This window comes from Methyloceanibacter sp., from assembly GCF_058506495.1.
On the sequence record NZ_JBZMXT010000012.1, the window covers coordinates 1 to 17,075 of the forward strand.

Genomic DNA, 17,075 nt, shown 5'->3' on the forward strand with positions numbered 1-17,075 from the left:
CCGAAAAGGCGGTGCCTCCGAACAGCTGACCTTTTCAACCGTGCCCTGTTCGCTCGGTCACGTCCTGGTCGCCGCCAGCGCAAAAGGTGTTTGCGCAATCTTGCTCGGTGACAGCGCAGAAGATCTTGCCCGTGATCTACGCGCGCTCTTCCCCATGGCGTCGCTCAGCGAAGGCGGCGCCAAGTTCGCCGCGACTTCGGCCGCAGTCGTGGCGCTCGTCGACACACAAGAGGGTCAAATCGAGATCCCGCTCGATATTCGCGGAACAGCCTTCCAACGGCGAGTCTGGGAGGCGCTACGCAAGATCCCGGCCGGCCAAACGCAATCCTATAGCGACGTCGCGGCAGCGATCGAGGCCCCTGAAGCAGTCCGCGCCGTCGCCCGCGCCTGCGCCGCGAACAAGCTTGCCGTGGCAATTCCGTGTCACCGCATCGTGCGCCGTGACGGTTCCGTAGCGGGCTATCGGTGGGGGACGGCGCGCAAGCGTGCGCTTCTCGATAGGGAGAAAGGCTGACACAGAGTGGGCAGCAGTTGTTCGTTTGATTGTCAGCCGAACTTGGTGGAACCTTCTTACCGCAATCAAGTCCCGGGAGACTGAATATGGTGAAGGCATGGGCGGTCATGGCCGCTGGTCGGCCTCTTGAGCCCTTCGAGTACGACCCTGGCCCTCTGGGGTCTGAAGATGTCGAGGTAAGCGTCGAAACGTGCGGCATTTGCCACTCCGACGTATCCGTCATCAACGACGACTGGGGGATCTCAACCTATCCTGCGGTGCCTGGCCATGAGGTCATTGGACGAGTCGCGGCACTGGGGCCGCAGGCCAAAGGACTGGCGGTAGGGCAGCGCGTCGGGATCGGCTGGAGCGCCGAGAGCTGTATGCACTGCCCGCAGTGCTTAGCAGGCGATGGCAATCTCTGCGCCGAGAACGTAGCAACTATTGTCGGGCACTATGGCGGCTTTGCCGATCGGGTTCGAGCACATTGGCAGTGGGTATTTCCATTGCCGGAGGCGCTTGACGAACAGACCGCAGGCCCTCTCCTCTGCGGCGGCACCACGGTTTTCGCACCGTTCTACGAATACGACATCAGCCCAACGCAGCATGTGGGCATTGTGGGTATTGGCGGTCTTGGTCATCTCGCGCTGAAGTTTGCGAAGGCGTGGGGTTGTGAAGTCACGGCCTTTACCTCGACCGATGCTAAGGCCCAAGAAGCGCGATCGTTCGGTGCGCACCACGTTGTTAACAGCCGTGACAGAGAGGCGCTACGCGCACGAGCTCGTACGCTCGACTTCCTCCTCGTCACAGTCAATGTGCCACTGGATTGGCCTTCCATGGTGGGAATGCTGTCGCCGCGCGGCAGGATGCATATGGTCGGTGCGGTGCTTAAGCCTTTGCCGGTCCTTGCTATGGACCTCATCTCCGGGCAGCGCAGTATTTCTGGTTCGCCGACGGCGGGCCCGAAGGTGATTGCGAAGATGTTGGAGTTTTCGGCCCGTCACGGCATCGCGCCACAGACCGAGCACTTTCGGATGGACCAGGTCAACGAGGCGCTTGAACACCTTAAGTCGGGCAACGCCCGATACCGAATTGTTTTGGACGCATGAGCCTCTGAGCCGGTCTCGAGCCTCAGCAGCTCAACGCGAGAGCCCTTTCTCGGCAAGCTCGTTCAGATAGTCGCTGAACCGAGCCTCTTGGTTCTCACCGAGGCCGCGGAGATAAGCCCACATATAGAGCCCTGTATCGTGGCCGTCGTCGAACGTAATGCGCACAGCATACGTACCCACCGGTTCCAGCTCCAAGATGCGGACATCCTTCTTTCCAGGCACCGTGACGCGTTGCTCGGCGCTGTGCCCCTGAACCTCAGCACTGGGACTGAACACCCGCAAGAGCTCTGCCGGCAGCGCAAACTGTGCGCCGTCGTCAAAGGCAATCGTCAATGTGCGCTTTTCCTTGTCGAGCTTCAATTCGGTCGGCCAGGCTGCCGTATCATCTGGGTTGGCACGCATCCTGTCATCCAAGGTCGATTTCGCCCTCAACCACATGGTCAAGTGGCGTGCCTTCCGCAGTGAGGACCATCTTCACCTTAAGTTTGCCTTGGCCCTCCAAGCCGGAATCGCGGACAACGGCTTCAATTGCGTGTTGCGACGTAACGCCGACCTCTTTCAAGAAACGTCGCATCGACATGTTGAAACGATCTTCGTCCATGGCCAGACTCCTTTGGTTTGGCAAGCCAGATGAGCCTGAAGCTCAGCCGACGCAGGTGCTGTTGAAAGGCTGCAAATTCAATATAGTCTATATGATCCATTACCATCGAGGCGGAAGTTAGGGATCGGGCACCAAGATCCACCCACAATGCCGGCTCCGAAAGAACAACTGATGCGAGACAGCGCGTCCTTTTGAGACAACGCTGCAAAGTGAAGCCTTAATGAACGAATTGGAATCTAACCTGGTCGATCCGTTCGGCCGCGCTGTGAGCTACCTGCGTGTCTCCGTTACGGATCGCTGCGACTTTCGCTGCACCTATTGCATGGCAGAAGACATGACCTTCCTGCCGCGCAAGGACCTACTTACGCTTGAGGAAATCGACAGGCTATGCAGCGCTTTTCTCGCACGCGGTGTCCGCAAACTTCGGCTCACGGGCGGCGAGCCGTTAGTGCGGCGGAACGTGATGAGCCTCATCGAAGCGCTATCCAAGCATCGTGGCGCTGGGCTCGATGAACTCACTCTCACAACAAATGGGAGCCAGCTTCATCGCTTTGCCGATCAGCTTGCGGCACATGGCGTCGAAAGGATCAACGTCTCATTGGATACGCTCGATCCGGCAAAGTTCCGCGTATTGACCCGTTGGGGTGACTTCCACCAGGTTATGCACGGTATCGACCTTGCCGCGCGCGCAGGGCTGAAGATCAAGATCAACACGGTTGCGGTGCGTGGCACCAACGAGGACGAGATTGAAGACTTGTTGCGCTGGGCCCATGGCCGGGGCTTTGACTTGACGCTTATTGAGACAATGCCTCTTGGCGAGATCGACGCCGAAAGGACAGACCAGTATTTGCCACTTTCGCTCGTGCGGACGCGCTTGTCCCAGCACTTCACCTTAGAGGATATCCCCGACAGAACAGGCGGCCCGGCGCGCTATGTCCGTGTCCGCGAAACGGGTGGCCGTCTTGGCTTCATTACCCCTATGACCCATAATTTCTGCGAGTCCTGTAACCGGGTTCGCGTGACCTGCACTGGCACGCTCTATATGTGTCTCGGTCAAGAAGATGCTGCTGATTTGCGCTCACCTTTGCGTGCTAGCCGTTCGGACGAGTTGTTGCACGCGGCCATTGACGAGGCCATTTCGCGCAAACCCAAAGGGCATGATTTCGTAATTGATCGCGACAGCGTCCCTGCTTTGTCCAGGTTCATGTCCGCGACGGGGGGCTAGCTGCAGCTGCGACTGACGACGGCCCGATAAGCAGAGAAGCCAGAAAATTCTCAACAGACCGCTCCATCTTCTGTCTCGCTTCGAAGGCGCTCGCCAACGAATTGCCGACGAAAAGACGTGTACAGATCAAAAAGTTCTTCGCGTAATCACTCAGCGGGGATCGCCGCCTTAAGCGGCTTGTATTCCGCAGGTTCTGCCATCGATTGGTCGGGCAGACTGCACAGACCGCCGCCCAGATAAACGTGATGCCAAAGCTGCGTGGCCACGACACCCCCTAGACCGAGGCTGTAGAACCTGCCAAGGCTGCGGCTCGATCCCTTAGCGGCCACTAGAGCGCAGTCACGCCACACCTGGTCTACATCGAAATATCCCGTCCTCTTGAGGCTTTCCTCGCTAATCAGCTCACGCACGAATTCGGGAGCGTTTACGAGAAAGCTATCCGCCAAAGGCGCCTGGAACATGTGCTTTGGACGCTGGGCAATGCTCTTCGGCAGGATCCGCTCCGCCGATATTCGGAGGAGGTACTTGTCTCGCGTTGGCCGCCGCAATTTCCATCGGGGGCTAAGTTGGGAAACGAACGCTATGACGTCTTCGTCGAGGAAGGGGTAGCGGGTCTCGACGCTGTTGGCCATGGCGATACGGTCGCCCTTCTGGCTCAGCAGCAAGCCCGCAAGATGGACTTTGTAGCCAAGATAGAGCGAACGATTGAGCGGGTGCCATCGCGCCATCCGATCGAGGTCGAGGTCCAAGTCTTCATACGCAAGGTGGCCGCCAAGTTCTTCCTTGAACCCAGCGCTGTAGTAGCGGTCTCGAGAGGTCGACACGAGACTGTACATGACCGACTGAGCGTGCGGACCGCCAATGAGCGCATCGATCTCCTTCAGGCGCTCTATGCTCTGCCGCGCACCGATCCGGCGGACGGCCCGGCTCAGAAACTTCGTCGTTGAAAAGGAGTCTCCAATATCCAAGGCGCGCGCAATTTCACGCATCTTGAACCAGACATAGCCGGCAAATCCCTCGTCAGCGCCCTCCCCCGTCAAGACGACCTTATAGCCTTGCGACCGGACTTCGCGTGACAGCGCAAGCAAAGCAGCACATGACGTGTCGAGTACGGGGGACTCTGCGGCGCGGGTAAGCGCCTCATAGGACCCCATGATGAGATCGGAACCTGCCTCCACAACGGTTGGGTGCGCACCGATTGCTTCAGCGGCCTCCATGGCCTCGTCGACTTCGTCGAGGTTGTCCTTGGGTATGCGAAGCGTGAAACTGGGCAGTGGGCGTCCCGCGACACGCGCAGCTGTCGCCATGACGAAAGCCGAGTCTACACCCCCGCTTAAGTAGCCGACCACGGGCACATCCGCGCGCAGGCGCACGTCGACTGCGCGCTCGAAAACGGCCTCGAACGACTCGGTGAGCTGACCCGCATCTCCATCCAATTCCTGGCCCCAATCCGGAAAGTCGAAGTCCCAGTACTTGCGCTCGACCGGATTTGCCGCCCCCCGTCCCCGCGGCAATTCAATTCGCAGATAGTGCCCGGGCTCGAGAGCTTGAACGCCCTTGAACGCCGTGCGCCGCGAACTGAGGGCAAAGAACGTGAAGAGGTGGTCCAAGCCACGGGGGTCGGCTTCTGGTCGCAACGCGCCGGAAGCAATCAGCGCCTTGATCTCCGAGGCGAAGTAGACCGTGTCGCCCTGACGGGTCCAAAACAGCGGGCATATGCCGACGCGGTCCCGACCGAGCAACACAACGCCACGCTCCAAGTCGAAAATGGCAAAGGCAAACTGCCCTTTCAGGTAAGGGAACAGCCCCTCTCCATACTCTTCGTATAGATGGACCAGGATTTCACTATCGCTGTGCGTCCTGAAAACATGCCCTTTGGCTTCGAGATCGGCGCGGCGTTCTGGGTACTCGAAAAACTCACCATTGCAGATCGCAGCGACAGTGCGGTCCTCGTTGTGGATCGGCTGTTGCCCGTCCTCCAGCCCTACAATGCTGAGGCGTCGCTGCGCGAAGCCTACGCCCGGCGCCACCAGGAAGCCCTCGTCCTCGGGCCCGCGATGCGTCAACGCATCCGCCATTCGCTGCAACATGGCGCGGTCCGGCAGACTCTTCGCTGCAAGATTTATCGACCCGGCAATGCCACACATATGAGTTCGTTCCTCTGGCGATGCTCGGTAAAGAGCTGCCCGCGCTGATTGGAGCGAAGCACGCTAGAGGCGGCTTCACTGTGCGTTGGGCCCCACGGCGTCGCCGCGTGGCTAGCTTTCCATCACGATCTTCGGTGCTGGCCGCGCCTCTCCGGACGCTCGCTCAATCTCCGCCCATGCAGTCTGGGCAATCTGACGGTAGGCTTGGGCTACCTCGCTATCCGGGACGCTGGCGACCACCGGCTCACCACTATCCGACCGTTCCCGCACAACCATCGTCAACGGCACTTCGCCCAAGAACGGCACGCCCAGCTTCTCAGCTTCCGCTTTAGCGCCGCCGTGACCGAAGATATCGGACCGGCCACCGCAATGCGGACAAATGAACGTTGACATGTTCTCGACAATGCCGAGTACGGGCACGTTGACCTTCGAGAACATGTTGATCCCTTTCCGGGCATCGATCAGCGCGAGGTCTTGGGGCGTCGAAACGATGACGGCACCAGCGAGCGGAACTTGCTGGGCCATGGTTAGCTGAGCATCGCCCGTACCTGGAGGCATGTCGACCACAAGAACGTCGAGCTCTCCCCAGGCAACGTCTTTCAACATTTGGGATATGGCGGAAATCACCATCGGGCCTCGCCAGATCATGGGCGTGGACTCATCGACAAGAAAGCCCATGGACATCACTTTGAGCCCGTAGCGGCGCATGGGATCCAGCTTGTTGCCGGCAAGCTCCTGCGGCTGACCTGTGAGGCCAAAGAGACGCGGCATGGAGGGCCCATAGATATCCGCGTCGAGTATGCCGACGCTCAATCCCTGGTCCTTGAGCGCCAGAGCGAGATTCACCGCAGTTGTTGATTTGCCAACACCACCCTTGCCGGAGGCAACGGCGATGATGTGCCGTATTCCAGGAATACCGGCCGCGCCTTGGCGCCCTGTCCGCGAAGAGCCGGGCGAGGCCGCACTGCCAGGAGCAGCGCCTGCCGCAACCGTCGGGGCTTTGGGCTGCGCACTAGCCGCGGGAGCGGGGCTTGAACTCGGGCTTCCCGGTGCACGATCCGCCGTCAATGTCACCGTGGCGCTCGCAACACCCGGCAAGCCCTCAACAATTGTCGCAGCGGCTTGCCGTAAGCCCTCAAGCTCAGGAGCCCGGGCCGGATCCACAGAAATCGCGAAATAGACCTTGCTCTTATTGATAACGACCTCGGAAACAAGGCCGAGGGCCACAATATTGCTCGAGAGATCAGGGCCTTTTACGCCTTTCAATGCAGCTAGAATTTGTTCTTTGGTCAGCGTTTCCGTCATTTTTTGGGTCTTGCTCACACGTCCTTGCGCGAAATGTAGTGAGGAATACACCGCAGTGCAAAATTTTCGAAGTAAGAGGCGGCGAAGAGGCCGAGCGGAGGGCCATGCGGCCCCCTGACCGGCACAATCCCCTCTTGCAGGACTATGTTGCCTGAAAGGAAAAAGCCCGGCGTTTCCGCCGGGCTTTCGGGCTTGGGGAGAGCCATCGGCCAAGCGGAGCTTGGGTTCGGGTAGGGTGCGCACACCGCCGGGCCGGTAAGACAAACGTGCTGCTCCAAATAAAGTTCCGGTCACTGTCATCAATTTCCGAACGAAAACAGCCCCGGATCATCCGAAAAGAAACAGTCATCAAGTTTTCCTTAACCAGAGCCGCCGCATCTTCGTTTCAGCGGGCTGCAGAGAAAACGCAGCTCTCGCAGCAGAACAGACGAAGGGGGACCTATGCGCGTTGTGGGGCGACGGAACGAGGTGCTTTGTCGAGAGGACGATTCTCAGCGTGGGGAGCTCGAAGATCACCTAGAAGCCCTCTCGCGGTTGGTTGAACGGCCCCCGCAAGACGAAGACAAGCCGCTAATCTGCACGCTGCTACTCCGTTCGGCCAAGTCGTTGCCGGCGCTCGCCCTGACCGAAATGCGAGATGTTTTGGCCGATGCCGGCATCCTCGCGAAAGTCATCCTGAGCACGGTAGAGCCTGACCAGGAGCTCCACTCACTCCTTCTCGCGCTGGCGGCTCTTCTGCCAGACGGCAACTTGAATGCCCATGTCCGCTGGGCCCGAAAGCCGCAGCTGTTGGATGCGCATGAACAGGCTGTGTACGGACGGGAGATGTGCTGGACCGGAGATGCCGTCCGCCGTGGAGCAAACAGGCGTAACCGGCTGGCCTTCTTCGACGACACGCCAGAAGCCCTACTACACGGCTCGCGAGCCTTCGAAGCGTTGTGGGCCGCGTCAGACCTCGTCCCGATCCATCTCCTCGATATTCATGCTGCTGAGCGTGGTGTTGCGGCGGACACCAGCCCTGGGGACGCATCACTTGCGGTCGCATCTCGGTCCGTCGAGGGCTGGCCTCTACTACGAAACTAACGGGCTGCGTTATAATATCGTCATCCTTTGGTGCGAGCGGTTCGGCCTCACCGCGGAAGACGGAGTGACCCATGCGCCCAACTTTAGTGCTGACTTTGTTGTTGTCCCTCAGTTCGTCTGCTCTGGCGCAAAATAATGCCGGGGAGGCCGGACCGGTTCTCGGCGACCTCCTGAAGAAACCCAACTATTTTGGCGCTTGGCAGTCCATGCTCAGCGGTGAAACGACGCCGGATTGGGTTGCAGAGTACACATCGACATTGGATGGTCCGCCTGTCCCAAGCCGTCGACTGACGATCGACAATCAAAACTATTTGTGGGGCTACACCTGCAAACCATTCGAGTGCGAGGACAACCAGCTTATCGTTCTATTCGCGCCGGACGGAACTAAGGCTTACGGCCTGCTAGCGACCGCCGATATGGGGCAAGTCTGGCTCGGCTACCCTGATGACCGCATTCGGGCCGCCATCATGGGCCGGTTGGAGAGCGACGACAATCCATCATGACCAGCGAAATGGCAGCGATGCTTCTTGAGAAGGCTGGGCAGCCGCTTAGCGAAGCCGCGTTGCCGATACCCACGCCGGGCTCCGGGCAGATCCTACTCAAAGTGCTCGCTTGCGGGGTGTGCCGTACCGATCTGCACATTTTCGACGGCGAGCTCGAAGACCCAAAGCTCCCTCTCGTGCTTGGTCATGAGATCGTAGGCCGGGTGGATACACTCGGGCCGGATACGTCGGGCTTTGCGGTAGGGATGCGCGTTGGCGTACCGTGGCTCGGCTATACGGACGGCACATGCCGCTATTGCCGCGAGGGGCACGAGAATCTCTGCGATGAACCGCGTTTCACGGGCTATCAGATCGACGGCGGCTATGCGGCCTACACGGTGGCGGACGAACGCTACTGCTTTGCGATCCCTGACGGATATTCCGATGCCGAGGCTGCACCGTTGCTCTGTGCGGGTCTAATTGGCTACCGCTCATTCAAGATGGCCGAAGAGGCGCTGCAGGGCGAAACGAAGCGGCTTGGCATTTATGGATTTGGCGCAGCAGCGCACATCGTGGCGCAGGTCGCGCTCTATCAGGGATGCGCCGTCTACGCGTTTACGAGTCCTGGCGACGTCCAAGCCCAAGAGTTCGCCAGATCCCTCGGCGCCGTTTGGGCAGGCGGCTCGGATGAAAACCCACCCGATGAGCTGGACGCGGCGCTGATCTTCGCGCCGGTTGGGTCGCTCGTTCCTGCCGCCTTGAAAACCCTACGCAAAGGCGGCTTCGTCGTCTGCGGCGGCATCCACATGAGCGAAATACCGTCCTTCTCATACGACATCCTATGGGAAGAACGCGAAATTCGGTCAGTTGCGAATCTGACGCGGGACGATGCTCGAGAGTTCCTCGCTTTAGCGCCGCAGATACCTGTAAGAACGACTGTTGTTCCGATGAAACTATCGGAGGCGAACGAAGCCCTGAGGCGTCTGCGCGAAGGGGCCCTCACTGGGGCGGCCGTTCTTATTCCGTAGAAGCCCTTACGACTTTATGAGAATTGCGGCAGACTAGCATTCTGGGTTTCCGTAAGGGAGCCCATAGAATGGACGGCCTCTGACGATGACAAAAATATTGATCGTTGACGATCACCCAATGTTTCGCGAGGCCTTGCGGAGCGCCGTAAAGTTCTCCCGCAAGGATGCCGAGATTCTTGAAGCTGGCAGCATCGAGGCCGCGCATGAGATCATTCGTGACGAACCGGGCATCGAGATTGTGCTGCTAGACCTGTCTTTGCCAGGCACGCGCGGCTTTGACGGTTTGATCCTCTTGCGGTCGGCCTTTCCGCGGACGCCCATCATGATCGTTTCTGGACTCGACGACCCCAAAATTGTCAGCGAAGCGATCCGGCTTGGTGCAGCGGGTTTTGTGTCGAAGTCCGTGGACAAGGAAACTCTGGCGGAAGGGCTGTCGGTCGTGTTGAGCGGCTCGGTTTTCGTACCGCCAGAACTCACTCAGAGCGCTCAGGGTCAGCGCGCGGAATCGCGCTCCAGCGACATCGCAGACCTGGTCGCAAATCTCACTCCTGCGCAAATGCGCGTTCTCCAGCTTATACGCAATGGTCAACTCAACAAACAGATCGCGTACGAGCTTGGCGTAAGCGAGACGACAATCAAGGCGCACGTCTCAGAGATCCTCCGCAAACTGAATGTCGTGAGTCGCACGCAGGCGGTCATCAAGACATCGCAGCTCGACTTCGAGGCAATCACCGGCGACGAAAAACCCGCCGGCAGCTAGGCGCCCGACACGGAATACTCCCCTAGGAGATGGGTCATCAGAGCACGAAGCTCCGCGGGTCGCGTCGGCTTACGGAGCAACTCGCACTGGGCCGCCGACACGTCGGCGGCCACCCCAGGGCTCCAGTCGCCAGTCACGACCAGAGCCGGAAAGTTCGGGCCAAAGCGCGCTCGCAATGCGCGCACGACATCAACGCCTGTCCTCCCCTCATCGAGGTGGTAGTCAACGAGCGCAATATCGGGCGCCCTTCCGAGTTCGGCCAAAGCCGGTTCGATGGCTTCTAATCGGGTTCCGGGCAAGGTTGTGCATGACCAGCTTTTGAGCAACGTCACAGTTGCATTCAGCACGTCCCGGTCGTTTTCGATCACAACGACCGACGCGCCAAGCGCGACATTTAAATTTGCAACCTCGGGCGCGTGTTGGGTAATCCTTGGCATTGCTGGCCCAGCACAGTCGAGCCCGAGCCGGAAAGTCGACCCTCGGCCCCGCTGTGACTTCACTTCGAGCGTGTGGCCCAGTGCATGGACAGTGCGCTGAACAATCGAAAGCCCCAGTCCTAATCCTGCGTGGTCACTCTTCGCGGCCGCGGTGCCACGATAGAACTCTTCAAACATCGTTTCCCGCTCGTCCTCCGCGATGCCACAGCCGGTGTCAACGATGTCGACCTGGCACGCATCGCCACGCCTCCGGGCACCGATGAGCACACCCCCGCTCGTGGTGTAGCGCAGCGCATTGGATACAAGGTTCTGGAGGACTCTGTGAAGAAGCAGGGGATCGCTCTCGACGAGCAGGCCAGAGCGGCGGACTTTGAGCTTCAGCCGCTTCGCCTCCGCGAGCGGGGCGAAACTCGCTTCAAGGACTTCGAGTGTCTCGTCAAGCGGAAAGGTCTGAATATCCGGCGTAACAACGCCGGCATCGAGTTTCGAAATATCCAAGAGCGTATTGATCAAGTCCTCAATGGTCTGGAGCGACTGATCCACTCGCCCGGCCAATTGCCGCGTGTCATCGCTTTCCTGCAGGTCCTTCAAAACCGATATCGAGAGGCGTGCCGCGTTCAACGGTTGCAAAAGGTCGTGGCTCGCAGCGGCAAGAAAGCGGGTCTTACTGAGATTAGCCCTTTCGGCCTCGTCCTTCGCCTCGACCAGCGCCTCGTTGGAACATTCGAGCCTGCGGAGTACCGCGGTCAGTTCTTCGGTCCGTGCGCGTACCTTTGCGTCCAAACCGATCGCTGTTTGGAAGAGGGAAAAGGCATTGCCCTGTTGATCCATGGAGCGCTCGACGCGATCCATAAGAACGGCATTGATCTTCGACAGTTTCTCAAGCCGTTCTTGTAATCCTTCCTGATCGGCACCATCCGAGGGGGGATTCGGCGCGTCACCTTGCATCAGGCACCTCCCTGCCGTCCGATCGCAACGCCTGTGAAGGTCTGGTTGAGATGCATTGCATTGTACTGCTCGCCGTAGGTGTGAAATCCGACAACATGGTAACGACGGTAGAGTTCGCTGACTTTCCGCTTCATTTGGCGGTTCTCCGCGTCCAGGCGCCGGAGCACGCACTCAAAACCCAAGACAAAGTCGACGCCCCCAACCGCCTCGTCAAGACGTTCCATTTCGGCTTCCATCGACTTCACCATATCTCTGGGCTCGGCCACGGTGAGCACGACCCCATCATCGATTGCGCAAAAGAAAGACAACGAACCATCGTCGTTCACGCGTTGAATTGATCGGCAATAATAGTCTCCACCTATGCGAACGACGACGGGGTGTGCCGCAAAGCTCATCGGGGCCAATGAAGATGTTTCGAGGCCAACTGAGTTGGCATACTCGAGGGCTGCAGGTTCGGCGTTGAGTTCGTAGACCGTCCTTGTGGACGTATCCGACGACGTTACGACGAGCTTCGTTTCTGTCGGCTCAAAGTGGTCGCAGTAGAAGCTCCGTACCGGATGCTCAGTCTCGACCAGGAGCAACAACGCCGCCCCCCGATAGACCCGCCCGTTATGAAGGAGGCTCGTGCCCGAGAGCGTGAGACCATCGCCTGCAGAGCCGCCAACCAGGGGAATATCGCCCAGAGCCCACGCAATGGCGGACACGATGGCTTCCTCGCACCTTGAGAGTCCGTCGATCAGCGAAATGGCAAACAAATTATCGTAGTGCGCGCCATCTGGCTTATCGAGCCGCGCACGCAATGCCTGCACGGCCTCTGAGGCGCGGTCCACGCTGAGGGCTTTGACCTCGGGGATCACGCTGCTCACGAAGTGGAACCCCTGTTCGGGAAAGGCCACAACCAAGACGCTTTGTTCGCTGAAGCCGTCGGAGGTGATTTCTCCGGATGTACTGCAGCCCGCGACCGGTACGTCAGGAAACTTGGCTGAAAGAGCCGCACAGAGCGATTCCGCCTCATAGGGCTGAGAGAAAAAGACCAGTATCTGCCCGATATCCGACGGGTCCAAGACCTGCGCGATTTCAGTGATTGCCTTGTCCGGCGTATCGGCACACGTCCAGGCCGTTTGGATGCCGCAGGCACGGCGTTCTGCATGCGCTCGAGGCAAAGCGCGTTTCCTCCATCTCCGTGGCACGCCCAGTTTCGTATATTCTGATTTACATCAGCGACTTCCGGGTCTATTGCCGTATTCGGCTGCACTATTGGCCGAAAGTACAATACCCGTGCTGAGAAGCAATCAATGGAGTATCATATTCGGGCAGCACTTCGGAGGTGATGTTCGAAGTCGCCGCGACCCCAGGCCGCCTCATACCGGGGAGGCGGGTCAAGGGCACACGAGGCTTCATTGTGCGCCGAAAGTAGAGTTTTGCCGTTGAAGAAACTCAAATAGTCTACAAATTGACCAATCGAGCGTACCGGGCCGCACCCAGGAATCGGTGATGAATTCGCCGCTCGAAGTTGGGTAAAAATTGGTGAAATCGCCGGAAATCTAGGGAGAAGACAATGCTTCACGAGGTTATCGAAACCCTGAATGCACGCGTGGCCGTTAGGACGCGCTATGACAATTTCATCGGTGGTGAGTGGGTTGCCCCGGTGGACGGTCGCTATTTCGATAATATCAGCCCCGTCACGGGCAAGTCCGTCTGCCAAATCGCGCGCTCGCAAGCCGCAGACATCGAGCTCGCACTCGACGCCGCTCATAAAGCTCGCGAGGCGTGGGGCAAGACCTCCCCTGCAGAACGCGCAAAGCTTCTGAACCAGGTCGCCGACCGCATGGAGGAGAACCTCCAGCTTCTGGCCGCTGTCGAGACGATCGATAACGGAAAGCCCATCCGTGAGACCACCGCTGCGGATATTCCCCTCGCCATTGACCATTTCCGTTACTTCGCCGCTTGCATTCGGGCGCAAGAAGGAACGCTTGGTGAAATAGACCATGACACTGTTGCCTATCATTTCCATGAGCCTCTTGGTGTCGTCGGCCAGATCATTCCGTGGAACTTCCCGATCCTGATGGCAGCCTGGAAGCTGGCGCCTGCGCTGGGCGCTGGCAACTGTGTTGTCATGAAGCCGGCCGAGCAAACGCCGATGTCGATCATGGTCCTCATGGACGTCATCGCCGACATCCTGCCGCCTGGCGTTTTGAACGTCGTCAACGGTTTCGGTGTCGAGGCGGGTAAGCCGCTCGCGCAAAACCCGCGCATCGCCAAGATCGCGTTCACGGGCGAAACGACCACTGGTCGCCTCATCATGCAGTATGCGTCCGAAAACCTGATCCCGGTCACGCTTGAGCTGGGCGGCAAGTCGCCGAACATCTTCTTCGCCGACGTGATGGCCGAAGACGATGACTACTTCGACAAAGCCCTCGAAGGTTTCGCGATGTTTGCGCTGAACCAGGGCGAAGTGTGCACGTGCCCATCGCGCGCATTGGTTCAGGAGTCCATCTACGACCGCTTCATCGAAAAGGCTGTTGAGCGCGTCGAAAAGATCAAGCTGGGGAACCCGCTCGATATGGACACCATGATCGGTGCTCAAGCGTCCAACGATCAGCTGGAAAAGATCCTGTCCTACGTCGACATCGGCACCAAGGAAGGCGCCGAGCTGCTGACGGGCGGAGAGCGTGCGGTCCATGAGGGCGATCTGGCCGAGGGTTACTATGTGAAGCCCACGGTTTTCCGCGGCCACAACAAGATGCGCATCTTCCAAGAGGAGATCTTCGGGCCGGTGCTTTCAGTTGCAACGTTTAAGGACGATGCAGAGGCGCTTGAGATCGCAAACGACACGCTTTACGGCCTTGGCTCAGGCGTGTGGACCCGCGACATCAACCGCGCCTACCACTTCGGGCGTGGCATTCAGGCCGGCCGTGTCTGGACGAATTGCTACCACCTCTATCCGGCCCACGCGGCCTTCGGTGGCTATAAGAAGTCCGGCATTGGGCGTGAAACACACAAAATGATGCTCGACCACTACCAGCAGACCAAAAACATGCTGGTGAGCTATAGCCCCAAAGCGCTAGGCTTCTTCTAGGCCAAAAGGGCATGGGCCTGAGCGAGACGGCTTGGGCTAACACATCGTTATTGGCGGCCTGGCGGGATCCCTCGCCGGGCCGTTTCGCGAGAAAGGGTGAAGAGATGGTTGAGCGGGTTTTGGCGACAGATGCGGCCCTTGAGCTAATCGACAAGCTCAGGGACTTGCACGGACCTTTGATGTTTCACCAATCCGGCGGCTGCTGCGATGGCTCTGCGCCGATGTGCTACCCGGAAGGGGAATTTCGCGTTGGCGTCAATGACGTTCAGCTCGGCGAAATCGGAGGTTGTCCCTTCTTTATGGACGCCGATCAATTCGACTATTGGAAACATACGCAGCTAACGATTGACGTTGTCAAAGGTCGAGGCGCGGGGTTCTCGCTAGAAGCACCGGAGGGCGTCCGGTTCCTGACCCGTGGACGCGTGTTCACCGACGAAGAAGCCGACTTGCTGGCAGCGGAGGCTGCAACCGCGTCGTAACCGAGCGGAATAGAGGCACGCCGCTAACGGCCCCGGATCGGACCCATGGTTGCCATCCCGGTCACCGCATCGGAAATGGGTCGTTCCTCATCGCTCAACTCGCTGAGCATGGCTTTGCCAATCTCATGCTCGCCCATCACGACGAAGTCCGCACCGTGCTTAGCGAGGTGATCAATCTCTGCTTCCGAATGCGCTCTGGCCACGATGCGAAGTGTCGGGTTTATGGCCCGAGCCTGTTCGACTACCTGTCCACCTTCGAATGCGTCCGGAATAGCAACCAGCATACAGCGCGCCTCGTCGAGATTGGCGGACTCGATGACGTGGGGATCGGCCGCATTGCCGTGCAACGCTTGAACGCCATGCGCGTTTAGGTCGGCGGCGTCCTCCGAATCATCTTCAATAATGTAGACCGGGATACCTCTCTCGAGCAGAGACTTCGACACGAAGCGTCCGACACGTCCGTGGCCGATTAGCACGACGTGGTTGGTGAGTGTCGTTGCAGGGATGGGCTCGCGGGTTGGGGTTGCCTCCTTTTTTGCCTCGGCTTCCTCGTCCTTCGTCTCCGGCCGAGCATCATCTGTGCGGGCGTTGGCATTCTCTTGCCAGGCATAGTACCGGTCGAGCAACGCGAACAGGAGAGGGTTTAACAGGATCGAGATAATCGCGCCTGCGATGATCAGGTCACGCGCTTCATTCGGCAATACGCCGAGAGTCAGGCCCAGGCTGGCAAGGATGAACGAGAACTCGCCGATTTGGGCGAGCGACGCGGAGATCATTAAGCCTGTATTTGTCGGCTGCCCGAATAGACGCACCACGGCGAAAGCGGCGAGTGACTTGCCGAAGATTATGATCGCCACCGTAGCCAGCAAAGCAAGAGGCGCTTCGATCATGATGGCTGGGCTGAACAACATGCCAACAGAGACAAAGAACAGAACCGCAAACGCATCGCGCAGAGGAAGCGATTCCGTCGCGGCTTGTTGGCTCAGCTGAGATTCACTCAAGACCATGCCAGCGAAAAATGCGCCGAGCGCCAGCGACACCCCGAACAGCTCAGCCGCCAAAAAGGCAAAGCCGAGCGCGATCGACAAGACGGCAAGGCGAAACAGCTCTCGGCTCCCCGTGTGCGCAATGTAGTGAAGGAGTGCTGGGATCAGCTTTTTGCCGACCACAAGCATTGCCAATGTGAAAACAACAAGCTTGCCGACGACCTCAGCGACCTGCCGTGTCATCTGGACAATGTCGGGTGGCGCATCGCCCTGGAAAAGACTCGTTATGGCGGGCAACAAGACCAAAGCCAGCACCATGGCAATGTCCTGAACGATCAGCCAGCCAATCGTAATTTTTCCGCGCTCTGTCTCAAGGAGACGGCGCTCTTGCAGCATGCGCAGAAGCACAACGGTGCTGGCCACCGATAGGGCGAGACCGAAGATGAAGCCTGCGGCAAGGTTCCAGCCAAGCGCCCAGCCAACCGCCATGCCAAGCGGCGTGGCAACGAGACCCTGCGCGATCGCGCCCGGTATTGCGATCGCGCGGACCGACAATAGGTCTTTCACCGAGAAATGTAGACCAACGCCAAAGAGGAGAAGGATGACGCCAACTTCCGAAAGCTGGTTGGCGATATTCTGGTCAGCACCGACAGCAGGTGCGAAGCTGATAACAATACCAGCCACCAGATATCCGACGAGCGGCGGCAGCTTTAGCCGGTGCGCCAAGACGCCTAGGCTGAAGGCGAGCACCAGACCAATCGTAAGCGTCGAAACGAGTGGTGGCACATGGTGCATATCGCTCGGTCCCAGGTGGCCGTCGTCGTGGCAGGGCGCCCACGGCTAATCCGTGAGTCAGCCCACACCAACTCCCCTCATTCTGAATACGACATCTGCGTCTCGATGTGACGAGAGA

At 59.0% G+C, this 17,075-nt stretch carries 16 protein-coding genes; 9 read left to right on the plus strand and 7 right to left on the minus strand.

Annotated features, from left to right (window positions below):
- On the plus strand, window positions 1–514 hold a 514-nt coding region (locus AC33YF_RS04125), incomplete at its 5' end, for a methylated-DNA--[protein]-cysteine S-methyltransferase (RefSeq protein WP_491775934.1).
- A gap of 86 nt (window positions 515–600) precedes the next feature.
- A complete protein-coding gene (ahr, locus tag AC33YF_RS04130) occupies window positions 601–1,602 on the plus strand; it encodes an NADPH-dependent aldehyde reductase Ahr (RefSeq protein ID WP_491775935.1) in 1,002 nt (333 codons plus the stop codon).
- Between the two features lie 30 nt (window positions 1,603–1,632).
- Here the strand turns inward: ahr and AC33YF_RS04135 are convergent, their stop codons facing one another.
- Window positions 1,633–2,004, minus strand: coding sequence for a gamma-butyrobetaine hydroxylase family protein (locus tag AC33YF_RS04135; RefSeq protein ID WP_491775936.1), 372 nt, complete (start codon window positions 2,002–2,004; stop codon window positions 1,633–1,635).
- A gap of 4 nt (window positions 2,005–2,008) precedes the next feature.
- Complete coding sequence (locus AC33YF_RS04140) at window positions 2,009–2,203, minus strand: DUF6494 family protein (RefSeq protein ID WP_491775937.1); 195 nt, start codon at window positions 2,201–2,203, stop codon at window positions 2,009–2,011.
- Between the two features lie 220 nt (window positions 2,204–2,423).
- Between AC33YF_RS04140 and moaA the strand changes: the two genes are divergently transcribed.
- The gene (gene moaA / locus AC33YF_RS04145; protein WP_491775938.1) at window positions 2,424–3,428 is read left to right on the plus strand and encodes a GTP 3',8-cyclase MoaA; all 1,005 of its coding nucleotides are present in this window, start codon (window positions 2,424–2,426) and stop codon (window positions 3,426–3,428) included.
- A gap of 146 nt (window positions 3,429–3,574) precedes the next feature.
- Here moaA and asnB read toward each other — a convergent pair whose 3' ends face one another.
- The gene (gene asnB, locus AC33YF_RS04150) at window positions 3,575–5,575 is read right to left on the minus strand and encodes an asparagine synthase (glutamine-hydrolyzing) (protein WP_491775939.1); all 2,001 of its coding nucleotides are present in this window, start codon (window positions 5,573–5,575) and stop codon (window positions 3,575–3,577) included.
- A gap of 111 nt (window positions 5,576–5,686) precedes the next feature.
- Window positions 5,687–6,880, minus strand: a complete 1,194-nt coding sequence (apbC, locus tag AC33YF_RS04155; protein WP_491775940.1) for an iron-sulfur cluster carrier protein ApbC — start codon at window positions 6,878–6,880, stop codon at window positions 5,687–5,689.
- Window positions 6,881–7,321: 441 nt separating this feature from the next.
- On the opposite strand from apbC, the gene AC33YF_RS04160 reads away from it, so the two are divergent.
- The 4 genes from AC33YF_RS04160 (at window position 7,322) to AC33YF_RS04175 (ending at window position 10,233) form a co-directional block, all read left to right on the plus strand.
- Window positions 7,322–7,963: a hypothetical protein gene (locus AC33YF_RS04160; protein WP_491775941.1), complete on the plus strand. Its 642-nt coding sequence runs from the start codon at window positions 7,322–7,324 to the stop codon at window positions 7,961–7,963.
- 71 nt (window positions 7,964–8,034) lie between these two features.
- The gene (locus tag AC33YF_RS04165; protein ID WP_491775942.1) at window positions 8,035–8,466 is read left to right on the plus strand and encodes an Ivy family c-type lysozyme inhibitor; all 432 of its coding nucleotides are present in this window, start codon (window positions 8,035–8,037) and stop codon (window positions 8,464–8,466) included.
- 8 nt (window positions 8,467–8,474) lie between these two features.
- On the plus strand, window positions 8,475–9,473 hold the full coding sequence (locus AC33YF_RS04170; protein WP_491775943.1) for a zinc-dependent alcohol dehydrogenase family protein: 999 nt from the start codon (window positions 8,475–8,477) through the stop codon (window positions 9,471–9,473).
- An 85-nt stretch (window positions 9,474–9,558) separates the two neighbouring features.
- Window positions 9,559–10,233, plus strand: a complete 675-nt coding sequence (locus AC33YF_RS04175) for a response regulator (RefSeq protein WP_491775944.1) — start codon at window positions 9,559–9,561, stop codon at window positions 10,231–10,233.
- Here the strand turns inward: AC33YF_RS04175 and AC33YF_RS04180 are convergent.
- Entirely contained in the window at window positions 10,230–11,618 is a 1,389-nt protein-coding gene (locus AC33YF_RS04180; RefSeq protein WP_491775945.1) for an ATP-binding response regulator, read from the minus strand. The two genes, AC33YF_RS04175 and AC33YF_RS04180, sit on opposite strands and share 4 nt — an antisense overlap.
- Window positions 11,618–12,781, minus strand: a complete 1,164-nt coding sequence (locus tag AC33YF_RS04185; protein ID WP_491775946.1) for an FIST N-terminal domain-containing protein — start codon at window positions 12,779–12,781, stop codon at window positions 11,618–11,620. The genes AC33YF_RS04180 and AC33YF_RS04185 overlap by 1 nt, the downstream gene beginning before the upstream one ends.
- A 395-nt stretch (window positions 12,782–13,176) precedes the next feature.
- On the opposite strand from AC33YF_RS04185, the gene adh reads away from it, so the two are divergent.
- Together adh and AC33YF_RS04195 are read left to right on the plus strand one after the other, a co-directional pair.
- Complete coding sequence (gene adh / locus AC33YF_RS04190) at window positions 13,177–14,697, plus strand: aldehyde dehydrogenase (protein ID WP_491775947.1); 1,521 nt, start codon at window positions 13,177–13,179, stop codon at window positions 14,695–14,697.
- A 104-nt stretch (window positions 14,698–14,801) separates the two neighbouring features.
- Window positions 14,802–15,176 carry a DUF779 domain-containing protein gene (locus AC33YF_RS04195; RefSeq protein WP_491775973.1) on the plus strand — a complete coding sequence of 125 codons (375 nt, stop codon included), beginning with the start codon at window positions 14,802–14,804 and terminating at the stop codon, window positions 15,174–15,176.
- Between the two features lie 23 nt (window positions 15,177–15,199).
- Here the strand turns inward: AC33YF_RS04195 and AC33YF_RS04200 are convergent, their stop codons facing one another.
- On the minus strand, window positions 15,200–16,957 hold the full coding sequence (locus tag AC33YF_RS04200; protein WP_491775948.1) for a cation:proton antiporter domain-containing protein: 1,758 nt from the start codon (window positions 16,955–16,957) through the stop codon (window positions 15,200–15,202).
- Between the last annotated feature and the right edge of the window lie 118 nt (window positions 16,958–17,075).